This window comes from Paenirhodobacter sp. (assembly GCF_047600745.1).
Taxonomy (GTDB): Bacteria; Pseudomonadota; Alphaproteobacteria; order Rhodobacterales; family Rhodobacteraceae; genus Rhodobacter.
This window is the reverse complement of record NZ_JASGKI010000002.1, coordinates 225558-248248: the sequence shown is the minus strand read 5'-3', so window position 1 is coordinate 248248 and position 22691 is coordinate 225558. Positions and strand designations below refer to the sequence as shown.

General features: G+C 67.2%; 23 protein-coding genes and 1 pseudogene. 11 read left to right on the top strand and 13 right to left on the bottom strand.

What is annotated here, in order from left to right:
- Nucleotides 1–81 precede the first annotated feature (81 nt).
- The 6 genes and pseudogenes from QM789_RS05630 to QM789_RS05605 all read left to right on the top strand — a co-directional run bounded on the left by QM789_RS05630 (nt 82) and on the right by QM789_RS05605 (nt 7386).
- A complete protein-coding gene (locus QM789_RS05630; RefSeq protein WP_420350985.1) occupies nt 82–996 on the top strand; it encodes a 3-keto-5-aminohexanoate cleavage protein in 915 nt (304 codons plus the stop codon).
- A pseudogene (locus QM789_RS05625) lies at nt 993–2418 on the top strand (carnitine 3-dehydrogenase). Before QM789_RS05630 ends, QM789_RS05625 begins: the two are co-directional and overlap by 4 nt.
- A 102-nt stretch (nt 2419–2520) precedes the next feature.
- Complete coding sequence (locus QM789_RS05620; RefSeq protein WP_420350984.1) at nt 2521–4056, top strand: ABC transporter substrate-binding protein; 1536 nt, start codon at nt 2521–2523, stop codon at nt 4054–4056.
- Nucleotides 4041–5003 (top strand): ABC transporter permease, encoded by a 963-nt coding sequence (locus tag QM789_RS05615; protein WP_420350983.1) that lies wholly within the window; start codon nt 4041–4043, stop codon nt 5001–5003. The genes QM789_RS05620 and QM789_RS05615 overlap by 16 nt, the downstream gene beginning before the upstream one ends.
- A complete protein-coding gene (locus QM789_RS05610; RefSeq protein ID WP_420350982.1) occupies nt 5000–5812 on the top strand; it encodes an ABC transporter permease in 813 nt (270 codons plus the stop codon). The genes QM789_RS05615 and QM789_RS05610 overlap by 4 nt, the downstream gene beginning before the upstream one ends.
- The gene (locus tag QM789_RS05605; protein ID WP_420350981.1) at nt 5812–7386 is read left to right on the top strand and encodes an ABC transporter ATP-binding protein; all 1575 of its coding nucleotides are present in this window, start codon (nt 5812–5814) and stop codon (nt 7384–7386) included. Before QM789_RS05610 ends, QM789_RS05605 begins: the two co-directional genes overlap by 1 nt.
- Here QM789_RS05605 and QM789_RS05600 read toward each other — a convergent pair.
- Both QM789_RS05600 and QM789_RS05595 read right to left on the bottom strand, forming a co-directional pair.
- Nucleotides 7377–8213, bottom strand: a complete 837-nt coding sequence (locus QM789_RS05600) for a DMT family transporter (RefSeq protein WP_420350980.1) — start codon at nt 8211–8213, stop codon at nt 7377–7379. The genes QM789_RS05605 and QM789_RS05600 overlap by 10 nt on opposite strands.
- Nucleotides 8201–8932, bottom strand: a complete 732-nt coding sequence (locus QM789_RS05595) for a class II aldolase/adducin family protein (protein WP_420350979.1) — start codon at nt 8930–8932, stop codon at nt 8201–8203. The genes QM789_RS05600 and QM789_RS05595 overlap by 13 nt, the downstream gene beginning before the upstream one ends.
- A 151-nt stretch (nt 8933–9083) precedes the next feature.
- Between QM789_RS05595 and QM789_RS05590 the strand changes: the two genes are divergently transcribed.
- Nucleotides 9084–10034, top strand: coding sequence for a LysR substrate-binding domain-containing protein (locus tag QM789_RS05590; RefSeq protein ID WP_420350978.1), 951 nt, complete (start codon nt 9084–9086; stop codon nt 10032–10034).
- Here QM789_RS05590 and QM789_RS05585 read toward each other — a convergent pair.
- The gene (locus QM789_RS05585; RefSeq protein ID WP_420350977.1) at nt 9947–10831 is read right to left on the bottom strand and encodes a LysR substrate-binding domain-containing protein; all 885 of its coding nucleotides are present in this window, start codon (nt 10829–10831) and stop codon (nt 9947–9949) included. The genes QM789_RS05590 and QM789_RS05585 overlap by 88 nt on opposite strands.
- A gap of 93 nt (nt 10832–10924) precedes the next feature.
- On the opposite strand from QM789_RS05585, the gene QM789_RS05580 reads away from it, so the two are divergent.
- A complete protein-coding gene (locus QM789_RS05580) occupies nt 10925–12034 on the top strand; it encodes a TauD/TfdA family dioxygenase (RefSeq protein WP_420350976.1) in 1110 nt (369 codons plus the stop codon).
- On the opposite strand, the gene QM789_RS05575 is transcribed toward QM789_RS05580, so the two are convergent.
- The 5 genes from QM789_RS05575 to QM789_RS05555 all read right to left on the bottom strand — a co-directional run bounded on the left by QM789_RS05575 (nt 12031) and on the right by QM789_RS05555 (nt 16804).
- On the bottom strand, nt 12031–12843 hold the full coding sequence (locus QM789_RS05575) for an ABC transporter permease (protein WP_420350975.1): 813 nt from the start codon (nt 12841–12843) through the stop codon (nt 12031–12033). The genes QM789_RS05580 and QM789_RS05575 overlap by 4 nt on opposite strands.
- A complete protein-coding gene (locus QM789_RS05570; RefSeq protein WP_420350974.1) occupies nt 12840–13637 on the bottom strand; it encodes an ABC transporter permease in 798 nt (265 codons plus the stop codon). Before QM789_RS05570 ends, QM789_RS05575 begins: the two co-directional genes overlap by 4 nt.
- A gap of 437 nt (nt 13638–14074) precedes the next feature.
- Nucleotides 14075–15175 (bottom strand): ABC transporter substrate-binding protein, encoded by a 1101-nt coding sequence (locus QM789_RS05565; RefSeq protein WP_420350973.1) that lies wholly within the window; start codon nt 15173–15175, stop codon nt 14075–14077.
- Nucleotides 15176–15211: 36 nt separating this feature from the next.
- On the bottom strand, nt 15212–16207 hold the full coding sequence (locus QM789_RS05560; RefSeq protein ID WP_420350972.1) for an ABC transporter ATP-binding protein: 996 nt from the start codon (nt 16205–16207) through the stop codon (nt 15212–15214).
- A 156-nt stretch (nt 16208–16363) separates the two neighbouring features.
- On the bottom strand, nt 16364–16804 hold the full coding sequence (locus tag QM789_RS05555; protein ID WP_420350971.1) for a hypothetical protein: 441 nt from the start codon (nt 16802–16804) through the stop codon (nt 16364–16366).
- A gap of 93 nt (nt 16805–16897) precedes the next feature.
- On the opposite strand from QM789_RS05555, the gene QM789_RS05550 reads away from it, so the two are divergent.
- Nucleotides 16898–17344, top strand: a complete 447-nt coding sequence (locus QM789_RS05550) for a MarR family winged helix-turn-helix transcriptional regulator (protein ID WP_420350970.1) — start codon at nt 16898–16900, stop codon at nt 17342–17344.
- 50 nt (nt 17345–17394) lie between these two features.
- On the opposite strand, the gene QM789_RS05545 is transcribed toward QM789_RS05550, so the two are convergent.
- From QM789_RS05545 to QM789_RS05535, 3 genes are read right to left on the bottom strand one after another with little or no spacing between them, the layout of a single operon-like run.
- Entirely contained in the window at nt 17395–18330 is a 936-nt protein-coding gene (locus QM789_RS05545; RefSeq protein ID WP_420350969.1) for an NAD(P)-dependent oxidoreductase, read from the bottom strand.
- Nucleotides 18327–19175, bottom strand: a complete 849-nt coding sequence (locus QM789_RS05540; RefSeq protein ID WP_420350968.1) for a sugar phosphate isomerase/epimerase family protein — start codon at nt 19173–19175, stop codon at nt 18327–18329. Before QM789_RS05540 ends, QM789_RS05545 begins: the two co-directional genes overlap by 4 nt.
- Nucleotides 19172–20155: a fatty acid desaturase gene (locus tag QM789_RS05535; protein ID WP_420350967.1), complete on the bottom strand. Its 984-nt coding sequence runs from the start codon at nt 20153–20155 to the stop codon at nt 19172–19174. The genes QM789_RS05540 and QM789_RS05535 overlap by 4 nt, the downstream gene beginning before the upstream one ends.
- A gap of 90 nt (nt 20156–20245) precedes the next feature.
- On the opposite strand from QM789_RS05535, the gene QM789_RS05530 reads away from it, so the two are divergent.
- Nucleotides 20246–20470: a helix-turn-helix domain-containing protein gene (locus QM789_RS05530; protein ID WP_420350966.1), complete on the top strand. Its 225-nt coding sequence runs from the start codon at nt 20246–20248 to the stop codon at nt 20468–20470.
- Nucleotides 20418–21092 carry a LysR substrate-binding domain-containing protein gene (locus QM789_RS05525; protein WP_420350965.1) on the top strand — a complete coding sequence of 225 codons (675 nt, stop codon included), beginning with the start codon at nt 20418–20420 and terminating at the stop codon, nt 21090–21092. Before QM789_RS05530 ends, QM789_RS05525 begins: the two co-directional genes overlap by 53 nt.
- On the opposite strand, the gene QM789_RS05520 is transcribed toward QM789_RS05525, so the two are convergent.
- Both QM789_RS05520 and QM789_RS05515 read right to left on the bottom strand, forming a co-directional pair.
- Nucleotides 21087–21938 (bottom strand): dimethylarginine dimethylaminohydrolase family protein, encoded by an 852-nt coding sequence (locus QM789_RS05520; RefSeq protein WP_420350964.1) that lies wholly within the window; start codon nt 21936–21938, stop codon nt 21087–21089. The two genes, QM789_RS05525 and QM789_RS05520, sit on opposite strands and share 6 nt — an antisense overlap.
- Before the next feature lie 12 nt (nt 21939–21950).
- Nucleotides 21951–22685 carry a class II aldolase/adducin family protein gene (locus tag QM789_RS05515; RefSeq protein WP_420350963.1) on the bottom strand — a complete coding sequence of 245 codons (735 nt, stop codon included), beginning with the start codon at nt 22683–22685 and terminating at the stop codon, nt 21951–21953.
- Nucleotides 22686–22691 lie beyond the last annotated feature (6 nt).

The following is a 22691-nucleotide window of genomic DNA, read 5'->3' as shown; positions in this document are numbered from 1 at the left end:
ATCCGACAATCCAGCGACAGGATAGGACAATCAGTCGGGGAAAACAAAGCCTAACATCCGGTCAAACGACAGGAGTTCGCCATGCCCCTCGCCATGAACAAAGAGGTCTTCATCACCTGCGCCGTCACCGGATCGGGCGGCACGCAGGACCGCTCGCCGCATGTGCCGCGCAGCCCCAAGCAGATCGCCGAAAGCGCGATCGCGGCGGCGAAGGCGGGGGCGGCGGTGGTGCATTGCCATGTGCGCGACCCGGAAAGCGGCAAGCCCTCGCGCCGGCTGGATCTGTATCGCGAGGTTACCGACCGGATCCGCGATGCGGAGGTGGATGTGGTGCTGAACCTGACGGCCGGGATGGGCGGGGATATGGTCTTCGGTCCGGTCGAAAGCCCGCTGCCGATCGGGCCGGGCACGGATATGGCGGGCGCGACGGAGCGGATGGCGCATGTGGCCGAATGCCTGCCCGAAATCTGCACGCTGGACTGCGGCACGATGAATTTCGCCGAAGCCGATTACGTCATGACCAACACGCCGGGGATGCTGCGCGCGATGGGGCGGATGATGACCGACCTTGGCGTGAAGCCGGAGATCGAGGCCTTCGACACCGGGCATCTGTGGTTCGCGAAGCAGTTGGTGGCCGAAGGGGTTCTGGCGCCCGGCGCGCTGGTGCAGCTGTGCATGGGGGTGCCGTGGGGGGCGCCGAACGACCTGAACACCTTCCTCGCCATGGTGAATGCGGTGCCGCCGGATTGGTTCTGGTCGGCGTTCAGCCTGGGGCGCGATCAGATGCCCTATGTCTCGGCCGCGGTGCTGGCGGGGGGGAATGTGCGCGTCGGGCTGGAGGATAACCTGTGGCTGGGCAAGGGGCAGTTGGCGACCAATGCGCAACTGGTCGAACGCGCGGTGACGCTGATCGAGGGGATGGGCGCGCGGGTGATCGGCCCGGCGGAGGTGCGCGCGAAGCTCGGCCTGGTGAAACGCGCGGCGGTGCTGGCATGAAGGCGGCGATTGTCGGCGGGGGTGTCATCGGTGGCGGCTGGGCGGCGCGGTTCCTGCTCAACGGTTGGGATGTGGCGGTGTTCGACCCGGATCCGGAGGCCGCGCGCAAGATCGGCGAGGTGCTGGCCAATGCGCGGCGCGCGCTTCCGGCGCTTTATGACCGCGCCTTGCCGCCGGAAGGGGCGCTGAGCTTTCACAGCGATCTGGCGGAGGCTGTGGCGGGGGCCGATTGGGTGCAGGAGAGCGTGCCCGAAACGCTGGCGCTCAAACACCGGGTGTTGCCCGCGATCACGGCGGCGATGAAGCCGGGGGCGATCCTTGGGTCGTCCACGTCGGGGTTCAAGCCGTCGGAACTCAACACGCCGGAGACGCGGGCGATTGTGGCGCATCCGTTCAACCCGGTCTACCTGCTGCCGCTGGTCGAACTGGTGGGCGATGCGGCGGTCACCGCCCGCGCGGCGGAGGTGCTGCGCGGCATCGGGATGTTCCCGCTGGTCCTGCGCAAGGAGATCGACGCCCATATCGCGGATCGTCTGCTGGAGGCCGTCTGGCGCGAGGCGCTGTGGCTGGTGACCGACGGCATCGCCACGACCGAGGAGATCGACGAATCCATCCGCATGGCCTTTGGCATCCGCTGGGCGCAGATGGGCCTGTTCGAGACCTATCGGATTGCCGGCGGCGAGGCGGGGATGAAGCATTTCATGGCGCAGTTCGGGCCCTGCCTGTCCTGGCCCTGGACGAAGCTGATGGATGTGCCGGAATTCAACGACGACCTGGTGGATCTGATCGCCGCGCAATCCGATGCGCAATCGGGGCATCTGTCGATCCGCGAACTGGAACGGCTGCGCGATGACAATGTGGTCGGGATGATCCGCGCGCTGCGCCGGACGGGCAGCGGGGCAGGGGGGGTTGTGCGGGCGCATGAAGCCACCCTGCCGCTTGCGGCGGAGCGCGATGGCCTGCCGGTGACTCTGGCCCGGCAGGTGCCGGTGACCTGGACCGACTACAACGGCCATATGAACGAGGCGCATTACCTTGAGGCCGGATCGCTCGCCACCGACCGGTTCATGGAGATGATCGGCGCCGATGCCGCCTATGTCGCCGCGGGCCGCAGCTATTTCACCGTCGAAAACCACATCCGCTATCTGGACGAAATCCACGCGGGCGACCGGATCGAGGTCACGACCCAGGTGCTGAGCGGGGAGGGCAAGAAGATGCTGCTCTTCCACCGGATCTGGAACGGGGAACGGCTGGCGGCAACGGTCGAGAAGCCTGCTTCTGCACACCGACCTGACCACAAGGCGCAGCAGCCTGCCCGATCCCGCAGTGGCGGCGGCGCTCGGGCGCTTTGTGGCGGATCAGGCCGGGCGTCCGGCCGAAGGGGCGGGGCGTTTCGTCGGCCAGAGGGCGGGATTTGTCTGAAACGGGCCATGAAGCGGCGCTTTTGGCCCGCTTCATGCCGGGAATGACCCGGAAGATAGACCAAACCGCCGGAAAGCGCGGGAACCAAACAGGGAGACGATGATGATGGACAAGATCCGGTCCTTCGCCCTTTCGCGGCGGGGTTTTCTGGGAACGGCGGCGGCCTTCGCGGCGCTGCCGGTGCGGGCGGAAACGCCGAAAAAGGGCGGCGTGCTGAAAATGGGGCTGGGCGGGGGCGAAAGCACCAATTCGCTCGACCCGGCGGTGGCGCTGAGCCAGGTGCCCTATCACGTCACGCGTACTTTTGGCGAAACGCTGCTCGACGTGAACCCGGACGGTACGATGGACATGCGGCTGGCGGAGGCCGTCGAAAGCACGCCCGACGCGAAAAGCTGGATCTTCCGCATCCGCAAGGGGGTGGAGTTCCACGACGGCCGCACGATGACGCCGCAAGATGTCATGGACACGATGCTGCGCCATTCGGATGCGAAATCGCAATCCGGCGCGCTTGGCCTGATGACCGGCATCGCGGGGATGAAGGTGGACGGCGACAATTTCATCGTCGATCTGGATACGCCGAACGCCGATTTGCCCTATCTGCTGTCGGATTACCACCTGGTGATTCAGCCCGGCGGCGGGCGCGACAATCCGGGCGCGGGGATCGGCACCGGCGCCTATCGCGTGGTCGAGGATCAGCCCGGCGTGCGCCATGCCTTCGAGAAGTTCGCGAATTACTGGGACGACAGCCGCGGCCATTTCGAGCGGGTCGAGATCAGCGTGATCAACGACGGCACCGCGCGGAATTCGGCGCTGCAATCGGGGCAGGTGCATGTCATCAACAACGTTGCGCCGAAGGTGGCGCGGCTGCTTGGCCGCGCGCCGGGGGTGCAGGTGAAGAACGTCTCGGCGCGGGCGCATTACGTCTTCATCATGCGCTGCGACGCGCCGCCCTTTGACAACCGGGATCTGCGGATGGCGCTGAAGCTCGCGATCAACCGGCAGGAGATGGTGGACAAGATCCTGATGGGGTATGGCTCGCGCGGCAATGACATGCCGGTGAACGCGGCCTATCCGCTGTTCGACGACACCATCCCGCAGCGCGACTATGACCCGGCGCAGGCGGCGGAATATTACAGGAAATCCGGCCATGACGGTTCGCCGATCGTGCTGCATGTGTCGGACACGGCCTTTCCAAGCGCGGTCGATGCGGCGCAACTGTTCCAGCAAAGCGCGAAGGCGGCGGGGATACCGCTCGAAATCGTGCGCGAACCGGCGGATGGCTACTGGACCGAGGTCTGGAACAAGAAGCCGTTCTGCGCCTCGTATTGGGGCGGGCGGGCGGTGCAGGATCAGATGTATTCGACGGCCTATCTTTCCACCGCCGACTGGAACGACACGGTGTTCCGCAACGCCGATTTCGACCAGCTGGTGCTGAAGGCGCGGGGCGAACTGGACCCGGCCCTGCGCAAGGCCGATTACCGCCGGATCGGCGAGATCCTGCGCGATGAGGGCGGGCTGATCTGCCCGATGTTCAACGATTACGTCGAGGGCATCAGCGACAAGCTGATGGGATGGGAAACCAACGGCGTGTGGGAGTTGATGAACGGCCTCGTGCCGCACAAATGCTGGCTGGCGTGATGGTGCGGCTGGTGGCGCAGCGGATCGTCACGGGGCTGGTGCTGATCGTGCTGGTGTCGATGCTGATCTTTGCGGGCACGCAGATGATGCCGGGCGATGTGGCGGCGACGATCCTCGGGCAGGCGGCCACGCCCGAGGCGCTGGCCAATCTGCGCGAACAACTGGGGCTGAACGTGCCGGCGTGGCAGCGGTATCTGTCCTGGCTCGGCGGCGTGCTGCACGGCGATCTGGGGCGTTCGCTCACCAATGGGCGCGACATCGCGCAGGCGATCGGCGAGCGGCTGGGCAATACGCTGTTCCTCGCGTTCTGGGCGGCGCTGATTTCGGTGCCGCTGGCGATCGGGCTCGGGCTGGTGTCGGTGCTGTATCGCGGGCGCTGGCCGGACCGGCTGATTTCGGCGCTGTCGCTGGCGTCGATCTCGGTGCCGGAGTTCATGATGAGCTACATCCTGATGTTCTTCGTCGCGGTGCAACTGGGCTGGCTGCCCTCGGTGGCGATGATCGACCCGTCGATGGGGCTCTGGGCGAAGCTTCAGGCGGTGGCGCTGCCGGTGCTGGTTCTGGTGCTTGTCGTGCTCGCGCATATGATGCGGATGACGCGGGCGGCGCTGCTCAACGTCATGCAGTCGCCCTATGTCGAAACCGCCGAGCTGAAGGGGCTGCGGCGCTCCACGGTGATCTGGCGCCATGCCCTGCCGAATGCGGTGGCGCCGATCGTCAATGTGGTGATGCTGAACATGGCCTATCTGGTCGTCGGTGTCGTGGTGGTCGAGGTCGTCTTCGTCTATCCCGGCATGGGGCAGTATCTGGTTGACCATGTGGCGAAACGTGACGTGCCGGTGGTGCAGGCCTGCGGCGTGGTCTTTGCCGCCGTCTATATCACGCTGAACATGCTCGCCGATGTGATCTCGATCCTGGCGAACCCGCGGCTGAGGCATCCGAAATGAGGCGCATTCCCCTTCCGGCCCTGTGCGGCTGTGTGGTTCTGGCGGCTTATGTGATCGCCGCCGTCTTTGCCCCGCTGATCGCGCCCTATGGCGTGGATGCGGTGGTGGGCGATGTGTGGGAACCGGGTTCGGGGCGGTTTCTGCTCGGCACGGACAATATCGGGCGGGATCTGCTGTCGCGGCTGATCTGGGGCGGGCGGACGACGATCACGGTGGCCTTTGCGGCGACGCTGATCAGCTTCGTTCTGGGGTCCGTCCTTGGCCTCTTCGCGGCGGTGGTCGGCGGGGTCGTGGATCAGCTGCTGTCGCGCTTCGTCGATCTGGTGATGGCGGTGCCGACGCTGATTTTCGCGCTGGTCGTGCTGTCGGTGATGCCGGTCACCATTCCGGTGCTGATCGTGGTGATGGGGCTCTTGGACGCAACGCGGGTGTTCCGGCTCTCGCGCGCGGTGGCGGTGGATCTGGCGGTAATGGATTTCGTCGAGGCGGCGCGGCTGCGCGGCGAGGGGCGCGGCTGGGTGATCTTCCGCGAGATCCTTCCGAACGCGCTCTCGCCCCTGATCGCGGAGGCCGGGATGCGGTTCATCTTCATGGTGCTGTTTGTCTCTACCCTGTCCTTCCTGGGCCTGGGGATTCAGCCGCCCGCCGCCGATTGGGGCGGGATCGTCAAGGAAAACAAGGACGGCATCGTCTATGGCATCCCGGCGGCGCTGCTCCCTGCGGTGGCGATCGCGGCGCTGGCGATTGCGGTCAATCTGGTGGCGGACTGGATGCTGGACCGGACCAGTTCGCTGAAAGGGGGGCGGTGATGCTGGAGATCGACGGGCTGGTGATCGAGGCCGGCGGGGCGCGGCTGGTCGATGGCGTGTCGCTGCGGCTGCAAAAGGGCCGGGTGCTGGGGCTGATCGGCGAATCCGGGGCGGGGAAATCCACCATCGGGCTCGCGGCGATGGGCTATGCGCGCGGCGGGGCCGCGATCACCGGCGGCACGATCACCCTGAACGGGCGGGAAATCCGCGCGGCTTCGGGCGCCGTCCTGCGCGCGCTGCGCGGGGCCGAGGTGACCTATGTCGCGCAATCCGCGAGCGCTGCCTTCAACCCGGCGAAGCGGCTGATGGAGCAGGTGATCGAGGCGACGCTGGCCCATGGCCGCGCGACCCGCACCGAGGCCGAGGCCCGCGCCGTCACGCTGTTTCGCAAGCTGGGCCTGCCGGAGCCCGAACGTTTCGGCGCGCGCTACCCGCATCAGGTCTCGGGCGGGCAGTTGCAGCGGGCAATGACGGCGATGGCGCTGTGCCCGAAGCCCGACCTCGTGATCTTCGACGAGCCGACGACGGCGCTTGATGTCACCACGCAGCTTGACGTTTTGGCGGCGATCCGCGCGGCGATCCGGGATGAGGGCGTGGCCGCGATCTACATCACCCATGACCTTGCCGTGGTGGCGCAGGTGGCCGATGACATCATGGTGCTGCGCCACGGCAAGACGGTGGAATATGGCACCACCGAACAGGTGATCACCGCGCCGCGCGAGGGCTATACCCGCGCGCTGGTTTCGGTGGCGTCGGAAGACCACCCGCAGAAGGCGCCGCAGGGCGCGCCGATCCTTGAGATTGCGGGGGTTTCGGCGCGCTATCCGGGGCTGCCGCGCGATGTGCTGTCGGATATCTCGCTGGCCGTGCAGCCCGGCACGACGCTCGCCGTGGTGGGGGAATCGGGTTCGGGGAAATCGACGCTGGCGCGGGTGATCACCGGGCTGCTTCCGGCGCAGGGGCGGATCCGGTTCGACGGGCGCGACCTGTCGCCCCGGCTGGCGGGGCGCACGCGGCAGGATCTGCGCGACCTTCAGATGATCTATCAGATGGCGGATGTGGCGATGAACCCGCGCCAGACGGTGGGCACGATCATCGGCCGACCGCTGGAATTCTACCACGGGCTGAAGGGGCGCGAAAACCGGGCGCGGGTGGTCGATCTGCTCGATGAAATCGAACTGGGCGCGCGGTTCATCGACCGCTATCCGGCGGAGCTTTCGGGCGGGCAGAAGCAGCGGGTCTGTATCGCCCGGGCGCTGGCGGCGAAGCCGAAGCTGATCATCTGCGACGAGGTGACCTCTGCGCTGGATCCGCTGGTGGCGGAGGGGATCCTGCGGCTGCTGCTGGATCTGCAACGGGAGGAGGGGCTCGCCTATGTCTTCATCACCCATGACCTCGCCACGGTGCGCGCGATTGCCGACACGATCGCGGTGATGCACCGCGGGCGGCTGGTGCGTTATGGGCCGAAGGACGCGGTGCTGACCCCGCCCTTCGACGATTACACCGCGCTGTTGCTGCGCTCGGTGCCGCAGATGCGGATCGGCTGGATGGATGGCGCGCTGGCTCAGCGCTGAAGCAGCGGGGCGAGATACCAGACGACCGCAGCCAGCACCGCCCCGCCGCCGATCATCGTGGCGGGGCTGATCGCCTCGGCGAAGAAGATCCAGACCCAGATCGGCCCGAGCACCACGTCGATCAGCGACAGGAAGGCGGCCTCGCCCGCGCCGATCAGCCGCCCGCCGATCAGCACGAGGATATAGCCGAGCCCGGTGCTGATACTGCCATAAAGCGCGCAGGCGAGGAGCGCGCGCGGCGTGGGGCTCTCCATCCACGGCAGCGCGATCAGCACGCACAGCACCGCCGCAAGCGCGATCATCCGCGCCGAATCCAGCCGGGGATAGCGCCGCGCGATCACCAGTTGCGCCGAAAACAGCACCGTCATCAGCACGGCCACCGCAATCCCCGCGATGTCGCGCGGCGCCATCGCCGCACCCGTCATCACCAGCACCCCGGCCAGCGCCACCAATCCGGCGAGGATGAACCGCGCCGTGACCCTTTCGCGGAACCACAGCCACGCGATCAGCCCGGCCGAGAAGGGCAGGGCGGCATAGACCGTCATCACATTGGCGACGCTGGTCCAGCTGAGCGCGACGATATAGGCGATGGCCGCCACGGTGGAGATCAGCGTGGACACCACCCCCGGCAGGCCGAAGGTCATCGCGCCGCGGGGGCGCAGCGCGATCCAGGCGCCGAGGGTCAGCCCGGTGAAGACCGAACGCCAGCCGACGAGCGACCAGATGTCGATATCGGCCATCCGCACGAACAGGCCCGCCGTGCTCCACATCACCGCGGAGACGAGGGTGATGAGGATGCCGAACTGCTGCGGGCTCAGGCGCGCCATGTGGAATCGCTCCGGTCGAGCTGCCGTTTCAGATAGTCGAAATGTTCGAAGGCCATGCCGCGATAGGCGTCCCATCCGCGCGCGGTGTTTTCGGCGACCTCGGGCGAAAGCACGTTCAGCGGCTGGCCGCTCGCATAGGCGAGCATCAGCGTCTGCGCCGCGCGTTCAAAGAAATACAGCTTCTCGAAGGCTTCGGCGACGGTATCGGCGCTGACCGTGATGCCGTGATTGCCCATCAGCAGGCAGGAGTTCCGCCCGAGCGCATCGGCCAGCCGCGCGCCCTCCGCCGCGTCATCGGCGATGCCGCCAAAGCCGGTGTCGATGCCAAGATCGCCGTAGAACCGCGCGGTATTGTTGTCGAGCGGCAGCATCCGCGGATCCTTGAGCGTGGCGAGCGCGGTGGCATAGGGCGTATGCGCATGCAGCAGCACCCGCGCGGCGGGCACCCGGCGGTGAATCGTGCCGTGCACCGTCCAGGCGGAGGGATCGGGCGCGTTCGGGCGCGCCATCACCTCGGGGTCGCGCGCATCGAGCAGCAGCAGGTCCGAGGCGCGGATCTCGCCGAAATGCGTCCAGCGCGGGTTCATCAGGAAGACCATCCCATCCTCCGACACCGCCGCGCTGAAATGGTTGCCGACGGATTCGGTCCAGCCAAACCCGGCGGTGATCCGGAAAGCGGCGGCGAGGTCTTCGCGCAGGGCCTGAACGGTGTCGTGCATCGGGGTCTCCTGTTATATAATCTGCGCAGCCCTTTTCCGGCACGCGGGCGCCGGAAAATGTTTGCGCATTGCCCTGTCAGGGGGGAAGATTAGCCACCGGGGGCGGGTCTGCCTACGGCTGAAAATCTTCCCGTTACATTAGCCTAGGATTATGAAATTGGACCGCCTGCCGCCCCTGCGCCTGCTTTCGGTGTTCGAGACCGTCCTGCGCAGCGGCGGCGTCCAGCGCGCGGCGCGGGAGCTGAACGTGTCGCAGCCGGCGGTGAGCCAGGCGGTGCGGCTTCTGGAATCGCATCTGGGGTTTGCGCTCTTTGACCGGCGCAGCCGCCCCGCGACGCTCACCGAGGGCGGGCGGCTGCTCGCGCGCGCGGTGAGCGAGGGGTTCGAGCGGATCACTGAGGCCATCGCGCATGGCCGCAGCCTGGCCGCCGGGGCGGAGCGGTCGCTGACCATCGCCTGCACCGTGGGCACGGCGACCTATTGGCTGATGCCCAGCCTGACGGGGTTCCACGGCCAGCACGGCGACATCGCGGTGTCGGTGCGCACCACGGCGCAGGGGATCCCGCGCCTGCTGCCGGGGGTGGATCTGGCGATCCGTTATGGCGATGGCAATTGGTCGGATGGCGCGGCGCGGCTGCTGTTTCGCGAAAGGATCGTGCCGGTGTGCAGCCCGGCGCTGTTCGAGCGGCTGGCGGGGGAGGGGTTTGCGCTCTCCGCGCCGCTGCTGCATGTCGATGCCGAGATCGCGAACTGGATGGAATGGCCCGCCTATCTCGCGCAGGTCGGGCTGCCGGTGCCCGCGCGGCCGGGGATGCGCTTCACCAATTACGTTCAGGCGACGCAGGCGGCGCTTGGCGGGCTGGGGGTGATCCTCGGCTGGCGCTCGAACGCGGCGAGTTTCCTGAGCAGCGGCGAGTTGGTGGAACTGCCGCTGCCCGCCGTGGTGCCGAAGGAGGCGTTCTACATTGTCACCCCACGCGGGGCCGCGCCTTCGCCGCTGATCGACTGGCTGATTCAGGCGGGGGCGGAGTTGGAAGCGCAGCCGATCAGCCAGTCCCGCACGGCTGCGGCGGCGGGGGAGGGCGCGGCGCAGGTGACGTAATAGGCCATGCCGGGTGGGGCGGCGGCGCCGGGCCAGGCCTTTAGCGTGCCATCCGCCACCAGCCCGCCGGTGATCGAGCGCCAGCCCAGCATCACCCCCAGCCCGCCGATCGTCGCCTGTGTCGCCTGAACGTAATTGTCAAAGCTCTGCCCCGGTCCACGCAGCGGCCCCTGTCCGGTCTGGCTCAGATACTCGGCCCAACCCGCCCAATGCTGGTTCGCCATGCTGCGCACATGGATCAGCGGCGCGTCGCAAAGCGGCGTTCCCGCAAGGCGCGCGATCACATCGGGGCGGGCGACGGGGCACATTTCCTCGTCAAACAGCTTCGCCGTCTCGCCGTCCTGCCACTCCCCGGTGCCGTAGCGCAGCGCGAGGTCGATCCCCGGCGCGATCCGGGGCAGGTCGCCGGGTGGGGCCTGCACGTTCACGGTGATGTCGGGGTGGCGGGCGTAGAACGCGGGCAGGCGCGGCATCAGCCAGTAGCTCGCCATGCCCAATGTGCACGACAGCGTGACCCGGGGCCCGGCCTGCGCGGCGCGGATCGTGTCGATCGCGCTCAGGATCCGGTGCAGCCCGTCCTGCGTTGCGCGCGCCAGAACCTCGCCCGCTTCGGTGAGCCGCGCGGGGCGGGTGCCGCGGTCCAGAAGCGGCACGCCGATATGGTCTTCGAGCGCGCGCAGCGCCTGCGTCACGGCGGGCTTGGTGACATTGAGCCGCGCCGCCGCCGCCCGCATCGACCCCAGCCGCGCGACTTCGGCAAAGGTCGTCAGCAGGCGCAGCGGAGGCAGACGGTCCAAGGTTCACCTGTGGCTTAATTCATGTTCAGCATTAACAGGCTATTCCGTCGGATGCCGCAGTGCAACAAATTCCCATCTGGGAAAGGATCCGCGATGACGACACTGGGTGAAAAAGGCCTGACGGTGACGCTGCCCGAGGGGGCGGCTTACTTCAACTACTACTGGCTGCGCGACAACTGCCCGGCCTCGTTCAACGCGACGACGCGGGAGCGGACCTTTGACATCTTTCATCTGGACGCGCCGCCCCGCGCGGCGGCGGCGCGGGTGGCGGGCGATGCGCTGGTGATCGACTGGGCGGGGGAAGATCACGTCACCACGCTGCCGCTCGCCACGCTGTCGGCCTATGCGGCGGGCAAGCGGCGGGCGGATCCGGCGGACCTGCCGCGCCGGGCGTGGTATGGCGACCATTACCCGGATGTGGCGCGCTTTACACAGGCGGAACTGCTGTCGGACAAGGCGAAGGTCCGCGCATGGCTGGAGGCGCTGATCGTCGAGGGGATTTCGGTGGTGACCGAAATGCCGGACACCGATGCCGCGCTGACCGATCTGGTCCATGTCATGGGGCAGGTGCGGCCGACCTTCTTTGGCGATTATTTCGACGTGCGCACCCATATCAACCCGACGAACACGGCCTATACCGCCGCCGCGCTGGAACTCCATACCGACACCCCCGCCGAGGAACATGCGCCCGGCGTACAGTTCCTGCATATGCGGGCGAATTCGGTCGAGGGTGGGCGGAACCTCTTCGGCGATGGCGTGGCGGCGGCGAACGATTTCCGCCAGATCGACCCGGAGGGGTTCCGCCTGCTGAGCGAGACCGACATCCCGTTCTATTGCGAACATGACGATTACGACATGCGTTCCTATCAGCGGGTGATTGAACTGGACCAGCATGGCGAAGTGTCCGGCCTGACGATCAGCCAGCATATGCTTGACCTGATCGACCTGCCGCAGGCGGTGCTGGATGATTACTATCCGGCGTTCTGCCGCTTCGGGAAGCTGTTGCAGAGCGACCGCTACATCATGCGGTTTACCCTGAAGGCGGGGGAGTGCATCGTGTTCGACAACCACCGCATCGTGCATGGCCGCGCCGCCTATTCGGCGACCAGCGGGGACCGTTACCTGCGCGGCTGCTATGCCGACCGGGCGGAGATGCGCTCGACCTATCGCGCGCTGGTGGCGGAAGGCCGGTTCAGGGGCTAGCCCCTCTCGCGGCGCAGCGCGCGGAACCGCTCGCCCGCGCGCAGCAACACCACCACCGAGACCAGCCCGATCAGCAGCACCGAAATCGCCGCGATCGCCGGGTCGATATTGTCGCGCAGGCCCATCCACATCCGGCGCGGCAGGGTGACCGCATCGACCGAGGTGATGAACAGCGTCACCCCGATTTCGTCCCAGGACAGCAGGAAGCACAGGAAGAACGCCCCCGCGATGCCGAAGCGGATATTGGGCAAGATCACCGAAATCCGCCGCCCCAGCCCCGCGCCCATCGACTGTGCCGCAAGGTCGATCCGCCGGTCGATCTGCGACAGCGCCACCATCAGCAGCACCACCGCATAGGGCACCGACATCACCGCATGCGCCACCGCCACGCCGAGCCACCGGTCATAGGCGATGATTTCGTTGTGGCGCGTCAGCGTGCTGAGCAGGAAATAAAGCGTGAGCGCAGACACCACCGGCGGCGCCACCATCGGCAGCAGGACAAGCCCGGTCATCACCTTGCCAAAGCGCGGCTGGAACAGCCACAGCCCGAGGCAGAAGGCGGTGGCGAGCGTGACGGCAAGCAGGGCGGAGACCAGTCCGATCCGCAGCGACAGCAGGGTGCTGTCCACCCACGCCGGGTTGTCGATCAGCGCGAGGTAGTGGCGCGCCGACCATGCGCCCTCGGGCATCGACAGGAACCGCTTCGGCGTGAAGCTCACCGGCACCACCGCGACCAGCGGCAACAGCAGAAACACCGCGACCAGCGCGCCAAGCGTGGCCATCGCGACACCGGGACGAAGACGGATCATTGCGCAAGGCTCCCATACCGGCGGACGAGGAGATAAAGCAGCCCGCCCACGAAGACCATCAGGATCACGCTGATCGCCGCGGCCAGACCCCAGTCGGGCATCTGGAAGATCCGCAGGTAGATCAGTTCGGCGATCATCACCGACCGCCCCCCGCCCAGCACCGCCGGGGTGATGTAGAAGCCGACGGCGAAGACAAAGACGAGGAGCAGCGCGCCGATGATCCCGCTTGCCGTCATCGGCACGAAAACCTGCCAGAAGATGCGCAGCCGCGACGCGCCCATCCCCTCCGCCGCCATCAGCACGCGTTCATCGACGTTGCGCATCGCGGTCGCCAGCGGAAACACCGCGAAGGGGATCAGGAAATGCGCCATCCCCACCACCACGCCGAATTCGTTGCGCACGAGCGGCAGCGCGGCGTCGATAAAGCCATGGTCGCGCAGCCATGTGTTCACCAGCCCCCGGTTCGACAGGAGCGCGAGCCAGCCGAAGGCCCGTGTCAGAACGGAAATCCAGAACGGGATCATGATGCACAGTTCCACCAGCGTGCTGATCAGCGCCGAGCCGCGCACCCACAGGAAGGTCAGCACATAGGCCGCCGCGACCGAAATCACCGTGACCCCGACACAGATCCGCAGCGTGCGCAGCGTGACATCCACGATCAGCGGATCGCTGAGCGCCGTGCGGTAATGCGGCAGGCCGGGGGTAATGCTCAGCTGCACGATCCCCAGAAAGGGCGCGACATAGCCCAGCCCGAGGAACAGCAGCAGCGGCGCGATCAGAACGGTGCGGGACATCGGACCTCCGAAGCGGCGGGCAGGGACGCCCCCGAAGGGGCGGACGGCGGGGCCACCCGTGGGCGGCGACGGGGGCCGCCGCGGTGGGGCGGCGGCGGGTGGATCCGTCCCGGGAGGGACGGGGGCCACGGCCCGAGTGGCGGATGCGCCGTCCCGGGAAGCCGGGGCCACGGCCCGAAGGGGCGGTGGCGGGCGGGGGCGCCGTCCCGGGAAGGCGGGCCCGGGGACAGGCCCGCCCGAGGGGGAGGCCGGGGAACCGGCCCCCCGGGGGGAAGGGCGGGGCCACCCGGGGGGACCGTTCCCGAAGGGTGGGGGCAGCCGTCCCCGAAAGGGCAGGGGCATCCCCGCAGAAGGGTGGGGTGCCCGCGAGGGGGTAGCGTGAGGTGACGATCACGGGGTCTCCGCAGTGTCCCCGAGACCCCCCGAAGCGGCACGGCTCAGGCGGAGATCAGTTGCAGCCAGGCATCCAGCGCGGCGCTGTAGTTTTCCTCGTACCAGGCCATATCCAGCACGATCTGCTTCTTCAGGTTCTCCGGATCGGTCGGGTTGAAGAATTTCAGATCCGCCGGGATCAGCGCATCCGCCGCCGGGTTCGCGGGGCCGTTGGCCATCAGCTCGAACAGCTTCGCCTGCCGCTCGGGCGCCTGACTGGCGGCGATATACTGCATCGCCAGATCCTTGCCGCCGGGGTTGTTCTTCATCACGCCGGTCGAGCCCGGCCCGAGGATGCCCTGATCCCAGACGAAGGTGATCTCGCCCTCGGTATCGTCATGCAGAACCTTCGCGCGGGTGTGCCAGATCAGCGCCATGGTGACCTCGCCATCCATCAGGAGCGACTGGCTTTCCGCCCCGCCACCCCAGAAGGCGGCGATATTGTCCTTGAACGATGCGATCTTTTTATGCGCGCGTTCGATGTCCAGCGGGTAAAGGTCCGCGGGCGCCACGCCATCGGCCAGAAGCGCCGCCTCCCACATGCCGGAGCCCCATTTGTACATCGACCGCTTGCCGGGGAATTTCTCCACGTCGAAGAAATCCGCCATGCCGGTGGGGGCGGTGTCCGGGAAGGCTTCCTTCGAATAGGCGATGATGAAGGAGAAGAAATAGGTCGAGGAGGCATATTCCCATTGGAACCCCGGGCGGATCTTTGCGGGATCGACGATGGTGAAGTCGATCGGCTCCATATAGCCTTTCTTGCCCATTGCCTGCCCGGTGAAGGGGTCGCAATCCACCATGTCCCAGGTCGGATGGCCGCTTTCGCCCTGTGCGGTGATGGCGCCTTCGGTCGGGCCGGAGCCGTCGAATTTCACCACGACGCCGGTGTCCCGGGTGAAGGGCTCGCCGAAGGCCGCCGACATCGCGGTGATCGCATCGCCGCCCCAGTTGACGAAAACCAGTTCCTTGCCCGCCGCGAAGGCCGGAAGCGCCGAAGTGCCGAGCAAAAGCCCCATCCCCTGCATCATCACCCGGCGGGAAATCTTCCCCGCCGCATGGCGTTCGCGCAGGAGGTCGATGCAGTCTTTCTGGTGGTGGCCGTTCATCCGATGTCCCTGTCGTTATGATTGGTAAAGGCGGTGTCAGACGAGGAAGGAGTCCTCCGTCTCCCAGCCGACGAGAAGCTCCGCCCCGGGGGCCGCCGGCGCGGAACTGGCGACGGTGAGGGTGAGGGGCGTTCCGGTGGCGGTGCGCAGGTGCAACCGGCTGTCGGCGCCCAGATAGACCCGCTCGACCAGTGTCACCGGAAGCTGGTTGCGGCTCTCGCCCGGGCGGGTCAGGCGCATGTTTTCGGGCCGCACGGCAAGCTGGCCGGTGCCGGGCGGCCGTTCCACCGGGGCATCCGGGTCCAGTATGTTGATTTCGCCCAGGAATTCGGCGACGAAGCGGTTGCTTGGCCGGGTGTAGATCTCTTCCGGCGGGCCGTCCTGTTGCAGCGTGCCGTGGTTGAAGATCGCGATCCGGGTGGAAAGCGCCAGCGCCTCCTCCTGATCATGGGTGACGAAGACGAAGGTGGTGCCAAGTTCGCGGTGCAGGCGGCGCAATTCGTCCTGCATCTGCCCGCGCAGGTTCTTGTCCAGCGCCGAGAAGGGTTCGTCGAGCAGCAGCACCGGCGGCTCACAGGCCAATGCGCGCGCCAGCGCCACGCGCTGCTGCTGCCCGCCCGAAAGTTGCGCGGGCTTCTTCTGGCCATGCCCGGAAAGGCCGACCATCTCGATCATCTCCGCCACGCGGGCGCGGATCTGCGGGGCGGCGCGGCGCTGCACCTTCAGCGGAAAGGCGATGTTGTCGGCAACGGACAGATGCGGGAACAGCGCATAGCCCTGAAACACCATGCCGAAGCCGCGCGCCCGGGGGGGCATCCGGGTGACCTCCTGCCCGTTCAGCATGAGCGATCCGGAACTGGGCAGGTGGAACCCGGCCAGCAGCGTGAGGAAGGTCGTCTTGCCCGAACCCGAAGGCCCGAGCAGCGACAGGAAATCGCCCTTCGCGACCTTCAGCGAAATATCGTCGAGCGCCTTGAACGTGCCGAAGGTCTTGCAGATCTTCCAGGCTTCGATCTGGGCGGGGGCTGTCACGCGCGGGGTCTCCCTTGGTTGCCATGACAGGCTAGGGAAGAAGAAAACCGCATGGCAAATGAAACCTGTCCGCGCGGTCAGAAAACGGAGGTCATCAGACCGAAAGCGCCCGCCGAATGCGCAGTCCTGCCGGGGGCGCTCCATGAAATGCGGCACTCAGGAAAGGCGCCGTTTGCGGGTGAGCCGCAATCCGTCGCGCATTCCAAGGCCAAGCAGCACGATATTCACCGCCCCCGCGATCAGTTCGATGCCCTGCACGGCGTAAAAGGGGGTGTCGAACACCCCCGCCCGCGCCCGGGCGGCCAGAAACAGCGCCGCCGGGATCAGGATCAGCAGGCCGTTGGCGGCGATGAAGGGCATCCGCCGCCGTTTTGCCCCGATCAGCCCGCCGCGCCGCCCCTGTGCCAGGAACAGGCCCGAACCCGCCGTGGCCGCCATTGCCGGAACCAGCAGCACAAAGCCCCAAGGGATCGCGGTCTTGACCGCCACCACGGCGGCCCCGGAGAGGAAGAGTTCGGAAATCGCCGTCGAAATCCAGAAGGTTGCGATGGTCGCGAGCGCGATCAGGCCGGCGATGGGGTGGACGATCCGGGGCATGGCGGAGCCTTTCCGTTGTAACCATGGTGTCATTTTGTTACGCTGGATATGGATGTTTGACATGATGGTGTCAATAACGATGGGTGGTGACAAATGAGCGCGGGTGACGCCCTGACCGCACTTCTGCTGAGCCTGTTTCGGGCCAACAACCTCACGCTGCTGTGGGGGGACCGGCTGGTTGCGCCCTTTGGGTTGAGCAGTGCGCGCTGGCAGATCCTGGGTGCCATCGCGCTGTCGGAGGCGCCGCAGCCGGTGGCGTGGCTGGCGCGCGATCTGGGGGCGAACCGGCAGAATGTGCAGCGTATCGTCAACGATCTGCACCGCGAGGGGATTGTGGCATTCGCTCCCAACCCGCATCACAAACGGGCGCATCTGGTGGTGCTGACCGAAAAGGGGCGGGCGGCCTATGAGGCGGCGATTGCTGCCTATACCCCCCGGGTCGCGGCCTTGGCCGAGGGTATGGCGCCCGAGGACCTGGCCGCGGCACAACGGGTTCTGGCGGTGCTGCGGGCGCGGCTAGAAGCGGAGCGCGACGCCTGATGTGCGTTCTTGCCGCAGGGCCTGGATCGAGGGGATGCGGGCCCTGCGGCTCAATAGCCCCGGGCACGGTCGATGGCGAGGCTCAGCGGCTGGCCGTCGCGCAACTGCCGCGCCGACATCGCGATCTGCTCCGCCGTGGTATCCGCCGCCGAGGACGAGGCGACATGCGGCGTCAGCCGCAGGCGCGGGTCGTGCCAGAACGGATGGCCGGGGGGCAGGGGTTCGCGCGCGAAGACGTCGAGCGTCGCCCCGGCCAGTTGGCCGCTGTCCAGCGCCCCGGTCAGGTCGGCCTCGACCAGATGTTCGCCCCGCCCGATCTGGATCAGCCAGCCGCCCTTCGCCATCCGCGCGAACAGGTCGCGGTTCAGCACGCCCCGGGTTTCCGGCGTGAGCGGCAGGACATTGACGACGAAATCCGCGCCCGCCACCGCCGCGCTCAGCGGGCCGGTGACATAGCGCACCCCCGGCACCGGATCCACAGGCCGCGACCGCGCCGCCACCGTGAGCGGCAGGCCCAGCGTCGCCGCGCTGCGCACGATCGCCGCGCCCATGCTGCCATTGCCCAGAACGGCCACCCGGGGGGCAGGGGGCGCGGGTTCCGGCGCCCATTCCGCCCGCGCCTGCGCCGCCGCCATCCGGCCAAACCCGCGCGCGACATGGAGGATTTCGTGCAGGGCATAGCCCGCCATCTGCGCCCCCTGCGCCGGGTCGCGCACCCGGCAGACGGGAATATCGGGCAGGTCCGGCCGCCCCAGAAGCCCGTCCACCCCGGCGCCCACGACGCTCGCCATCCCAAGGTTGGGATAGGCGTCGAACGCCCCCGGCGCGGGTATCCAGCACACGGCAAAGCGGATCTGCGCCGGGTCGGTGACCTCTTCGGGCGAGAGCACGGCGACATCCGGCCCCTGCGCCGCGAAGGCCGCGCCGTAATGCGCCTTCAGATCGTGATCCGCGCTGAGGTAGACCCCCAGAATCCTGTCCGTCATCTGTCCTCCTGGCGGTCCATCTCCTGCCAGATCTGTTCGACCCAGGACTTGATCGTCAAGGATTCCTGCCAGCGGTTCGACATTTCCCGCCCATCGGGGCCGGTCATCGCATATTCCGGAGGCCCGAGTTCGCACAGAAACACGCACTCCCCCGTGGCATTGCGCGCGCGCCAGCCCGCGAAGCCTTCGCGCCACCAGCCCCTGAACAGGTCCACCCATTTGCGGTTCTGCGGGAAATCCAGTTGCAACTGGATCTGCTGGCGCGAGGCCACCCGGCCCTGAAAGCTGTCCGAGCGCGCCAGCACCCGCGACATCAGCCCCATGTCCCGCGCCGAAAGCGGATACCAGAATTCCCGGTCGACCATGTAATGCGACAGGTCCGCACAGATCCGCATTTCCGGGATCGCATCCAGCAGGACCAGCGTGGTGAAGAGGTCGTTGGTGATGCAGTTGCGATGCGTCTCGAACAGGATCGGCATGCCTTCCTGTTCCGACATCTCGATCCAGGCGCGGATGACGGGGATCATGCCCGCGACCGTCAGCGGCATCACCTGCCCGATCACCACGACGAAGGGCGCGCCCCAGTCCTTTGCCAGCCGCAGATCGTCGCGCAGCGCGGCGATGGTCTGCGGGAAGGACACCAGAAACGGCCGCAGCCCGGCCCGCGCCATCATCGGCTGAATCCGCTTCAGATCGGCCATCGGCGCCGCGCCGCTATCGAGCGCCATCCCCGCGAACCCCGCCCCGGCGACCATCTCGACCACCTGCTCATAGGGCAGCTTCACCCCGGTCTGGTCATGCGGCTGCATCGCCCAAAGGGAGGTGTAGACGCGCAGCGCCCTCATTCCGCCGCCACCCGGATCCGCCGCCCGCCGCGCACGGGCACGACCCAGACCTCGTTCATCGGATACTGGCTTTCGTCTTTGGCGCGCAGCTTGCGGATCACCTCGATCTGGAATTCGATCCAGCCCATGCGCCAGACCGTGCCCGCCTTCGCCTCGATCTTCGCGTTCAGGTCCCGCAGCTTCCAGAACGGCACCGAGGGGAAGGTGTGATGCGCGGTGTGATAGGGCATCTGCCAGCACAGCCAGCGGAACAGCGCATTGGTGCGGGTCGAGCGGGTGTTCTCGAAAATATCGGCCTCATGGCTGAGCCCGAGGTGTTCGATGGTGTTCTGCAACTGATGCACGGGCTTGGTGAGCAGCATGGGCCCGATCCAGAACGTCAGCCACGCCCAGTTGCCGAAGGCCGCCGACACCGCGATGATCGCCACATACAGCGCCAGATGGATCCGGCTTTCGCGGATGATCATCGCCTCCTGCGCCGGTTTGATATAGGGTTCGACGATGATCCCCCGCGCGCGCCGGATCACCCCGGCCACGCGGTTGCGCCAATAGGTCACGCCCGAAAGCCACAGCAGATAGGTGGTCAGCGTATAGGGTTCGCGCACCAGTTCGCCGTCACGCTCCCAATCCTGCGTCCATTGGTGGTGGGCGGAGTGCATGACCAGATCGTAATCGCGCGGGAAGATCATGACGAAGCCGATGATCCGGCCGAAGAATGCGTTCAGCCAGCGGGTCTTGAACACCGATCCGTGCGAGAGTTCGTGTTGCCCGGCGTAAAGGAAGTTGATCAGCACGCCCAGAACGAAGCCCGTTGCCACAACCCACCACGTTCCCATGACCCAGGCATGGGCGGCAGCGGCCAGCGCGATCGCGCCCAGATGCGAGCCAAGCTGCATCCAGCCGCGCAGGTCGGAGCGCTGATTCAGCGCCCGCAGTTCTTCGGGGTCGAGAAGTTTCCGGCGCGAGAAACTGGCGTCCATGCTGATCTCCGGGTTGCGATGCCGGGAGTTTACGAATGCGGTATTTTCATGTCTAATGGCATTAATGGCGTATAAAGGTGCAAATCCTGCATGACTCTCCCGCCGATTTCCGCGATCGAGGCGCTGGATGCGCTGGCCCGCACCGGATCGGTGCGCGCGGCGGCGGGGGCGGTGAACCTGAGCCAGAGCGCGGTGAGCCACAAGCTGAAGGCTGGAGGATCGGCTGGGCTTTGCCCTGACCGAGCCCGCCGGGCGGGGGGTGGTGCTGACGGCGCAGGGGCGGCGGTATCTGGCGGCGGTGCGGCCGGGGCTTGAGGCGCTGCGGGCGGCGCATCGCGGGGTGGCGCAGGCGCGCGGGCCGCTGGAGGTCGCCTGTGCCTCGGGGCTGGCGGTGACGTGGCTCGCGCCGCGTCTGGGCGGGTTTCTGCGCGGCTGTCCGGATGTGTCGCTGACGCTGCGCAGCATCGCGGCGGAGGATCCGCGCGCGCAGGCGGACCTGACCATCACCTTCGGCCCGCGTCCGGGGCCGGAGGCGGTGCATCTGCTGGACGTGGCCTTTTTCCCGGTGGCGCAGCCGGCGTTCTACGAAGCCGAAGGCCGCCCGGCGCCCGGAGACCTGACGCCCGGGATGCTGCTGCATCTGAACAACCGCGACGATTGGGCGGGCTGGCTGCGCGCGGCCGGGGCGGAGGCACAGGCGGCTTCGGGCGGGGTGCGGTTTCAGGGCCTGCTGGCGATGTATGCGGCGGCGGAGGCGGGGCTGGGCCTGTGTCTTGGCGACAGCCTGACCTGCGGGGCGGCGCTGCGGGCGGGGCGGCTGATCCGGCCCTATGCGGCGGAGGTGAGGGTGCCCGCGGGCTATTGGGCGCTGCCTGCCGCCGGGGGGCTGACGGCCCCGGCGGCGGCGTTTCTCGACTGGATCCGCCGCGAGCTATAGCGGATCGCGCCGGAGCGGCATCGTCATGCAATGGATCGAGCCGCCCCCCGTCGCGAACTGGTCGAGGTTCGGGTCCAGCACCGTGAACCCCTCCGCCCGCAGCGCGGCGTTGATCCGTTTGCAGTGATGCGGGCTGATGATCCGGTCATTGCCAAGGGCCAGCACGTTGCAGGCCATCTGGTGCATCGCCTCCTTGTAGCTTGCCGGGATCGTGCGGATCCCATGCGCGGCGAGCCAGTCGAGGAAGTCGTCCGGCAGGACGTCCACACAGGCCACCGCGACCTCCTGATTCAGCATGCAGAAGATCACGTCGAGATGCAGGAAATGTTCCGCGAAGGGCACGGCGATCGCCTCCCACCCCTGATCGCGGAACCAGCGGCACAGTTGTTCGGCGCCCGATTTCTCTGTCCGCCCGCCGGAATAGCCCACCGCCATCAGGCCCCGCCCGATGACATGGATGTCGCCGCCCTCGACATTCCCGGCGCTGGCCACCTTCCAGCGCGGGATGCCCTGCGCTTCGTAGAAGGACAGGATCTCCCCCAGCTCGCCGCGCCGCTGCGGGCGCTCCATCTGGGTGATCAGAACGCCCCAGGGGGTCATCTGCGAACTGTCGCGGGTGTAGATCTGATAGGGCAGGCCCGCCGTCGGCCTCAGGTAATGGCGCGCGACCCCGGCATCGTCCAGCGCGGATTCCATCTCGCTGTATTGCGCCATCAGGGCCTGCGGATCCGCCTGTTTCCCGGCATCCAGCGCGCGGCGCGCGATGTCGTTCGACGGGATCCATTCGTAATGGTCGGGGCGGCACAGCAGCACATCGCGCAGCACGCCGGTTTCGGATTCTATCATCTCGTGCTCCTTTCAGGCCCGGTAATCGGTGCCCAGACCTTCGATCGTGCGCAGATGCGCCTGCCATTCCAGCAACAGGTCGCCATCATCGAAATTCATCTGCGCATATTGCGCAACGACATGGCGCGCGATCTCCGGCCCGATGGCGCGCAGCGGGCGGCCGGTGGAGAGCGCGGCGATCTGGATTTCGCAGGACCGTTCCAGGTAGAACATGTTGTTGAACATCTCCGCCGCGCTGCGCCCGGTGGCGATCAGCCCGTGGTTGCGCAGCACCATCACCGGACAGCCCTTCAGGTCGGCCACGATCCGTTCGCGTTCCGCGTGGTCGAGCGCGATGCCCTCGAAATCATGATAGGCGATGCGGTCGAAGAACTGCAACGCAATCTGGTTGAGCGGCAGCAGCCCTTCCTCCATGCACGACACCGCCACCCCGGCGCGGGTATGGGTGTGCATGATCCACGCCGCCTCATGCACGTTCATATGCAGGGCGGAATGGATGGTGAAGCCCGCCGGATTCACCCGATAGGGGCTGTCGCCGACCTTGTTGCCCTCGACGTCGATCTTGACGAGCGACGAGGCCGTGATCTCCTCCCATCGCAGGCCATAGGGGTTGATCAGGAAATGCCCGTCCTCGCCCGGCACCCGCGCGGTGATATGGGTATAGATCAGGTCGGTGAAGCGGTAATGCGCGGCCAGCCGGTAGCAGGCGGCCAGTTCTTCGCGCGCAAGGCGTTCGGCATCGGTCATGGTGTC

Coding starts and splice junctions, on each gene's coding strand:
- QM789_RS05530 (WP_420350966.1), top strand. CDS start 20,246: ATGACTCTCCCGCCGATTTCCGCGATCGAGGCGCTGGATGCGCTGGCC.
- QM789_RS05515 (WP_420350963.1), bottom strand. CDS start 22,685: ATGACCGATGCCGAACGCCTTGCGCGCGAAGAACTGGCCGCCTGCTAC.
- QM789_RS05575 (WP_420350975.1), bottom strand. CDS start 12,843: ATGATCCGTCTTCGTCCCGGTGTCGCGATGGCCACGCTTGGCGCGCTG.
- QM789_RS05540 (WP_420350968.1), bottom strand. CDS start 19,175: ATGAGGGCGCTGCGCGTCTACACCTCCCTTTGGGCGATGCAGCCGCAT.
- QM789_RS05535 (WP_420350967.1), bottom strand. CDS start 20,155: ATGGACGCCAGTTTCTCGCGCCGGAAACTTCTCGACCCCGAAGAACTG.
- QM789_RS05590 (WP_420350978.1), top strand. CDS start 9,084: ATGAAATTGGACCGCCTGCCGCCCCTGCGCCTGCTTTCGGTGTTCGAG.
- QM789_RS05545 (WP_420350969.1), bottom strand. CDS start 18,330: ATGACGGACAGGATTCTGGGGGTCTACCTCAGCGCGGATCACGATCTG.
- QM789_RS05565 (WP_420350973.1), bottom strand. CDS start 15,175: ATGAACGGCCACCACCAGAAAGACTGCATCGACCTCCTGCGCGAACGC.
- QM789_RS05610 (WP_420350982.1), top strand. CDS start 5,000: ATGAGGCGCATTCCCCTTCCGGCCCTGTGCGGCTGTGTGGTTCTGGCG.
- QM789_RS05595 (WP_420350979.1), bottom strand. CDS start 8,932: ATGCACGACACCGTTCAGGCCCTGCGCGAAGACCTCGCCGCCGCTTTC.
- QM789_RS05600 (WP_420350980.1), bottom strand. CDS start 8,213: ATGGCGCGCCTGAGCCCGCAGCAGTTCGGCATCCTCATCACCCTCGTC.
- QM789_RS05620 (WP_420350984.1), top strand. CDS start 2,521: ATGATGGACAAGATCCGGTCCTTCGCCCTTTCGCGGCGGGGTTTTCTG.
- QM789_RS05555 (WP_420350971.1), bottom strand. CDS start 16,804: ATGCCCCGGATCGTCCACCCCATCGCCGGCCTGATCGCGCTCGCGACC.
- QM789_RS05615 (WP_420350983.1), top strand. CDS start 4,041: ATGCTGGCTGGCGTGATGGTGCGGCTGGTGGCGCAGCGGATCGTCACG.
- QM789_RS05570 (WP_420350974.1), bottom strand. CDS start 13,637: ATGTCCCGCACCGTTCTGATCGCGCCGCTGCTGCTGTTCCTCGGGCTG.
- QM789_RS05605 (WP_420350981.1), top strand. CDS start 5,812: ATGCTGGAGATCGACGGGCTGGTGATCGAGGCCGGCGGGGCGCGGCTG.
- QM789_RS05630 (WP_420350985.1), top strand. CDS start 82: ATGCCCCTCGCCATGAACAAAGAGGTCTTCATCACCTGCGCCGTCACC.
- QM789_RS05520 (WP_420350964.1), bottom strand. CDS start 21,938: ATGATAGAATCCGAAACCGGCGTGCTGCGCGATGTGCTGCTGTGCCGC.
- QM789_RS05550 (WP_420350970.1), top strand. CDS start 16,898: ATGAGCGCGGGTGACGCCCTGACCGCACTTCTGCTGAGCCTGTTTCGG.
- QM789_RS05580 (WP_420350976.1), top strand. CDS start 10,925: ATGACGACACTGGGTGAAAAAGGCCTGACGGTGACGCTGCCCGAGGGG.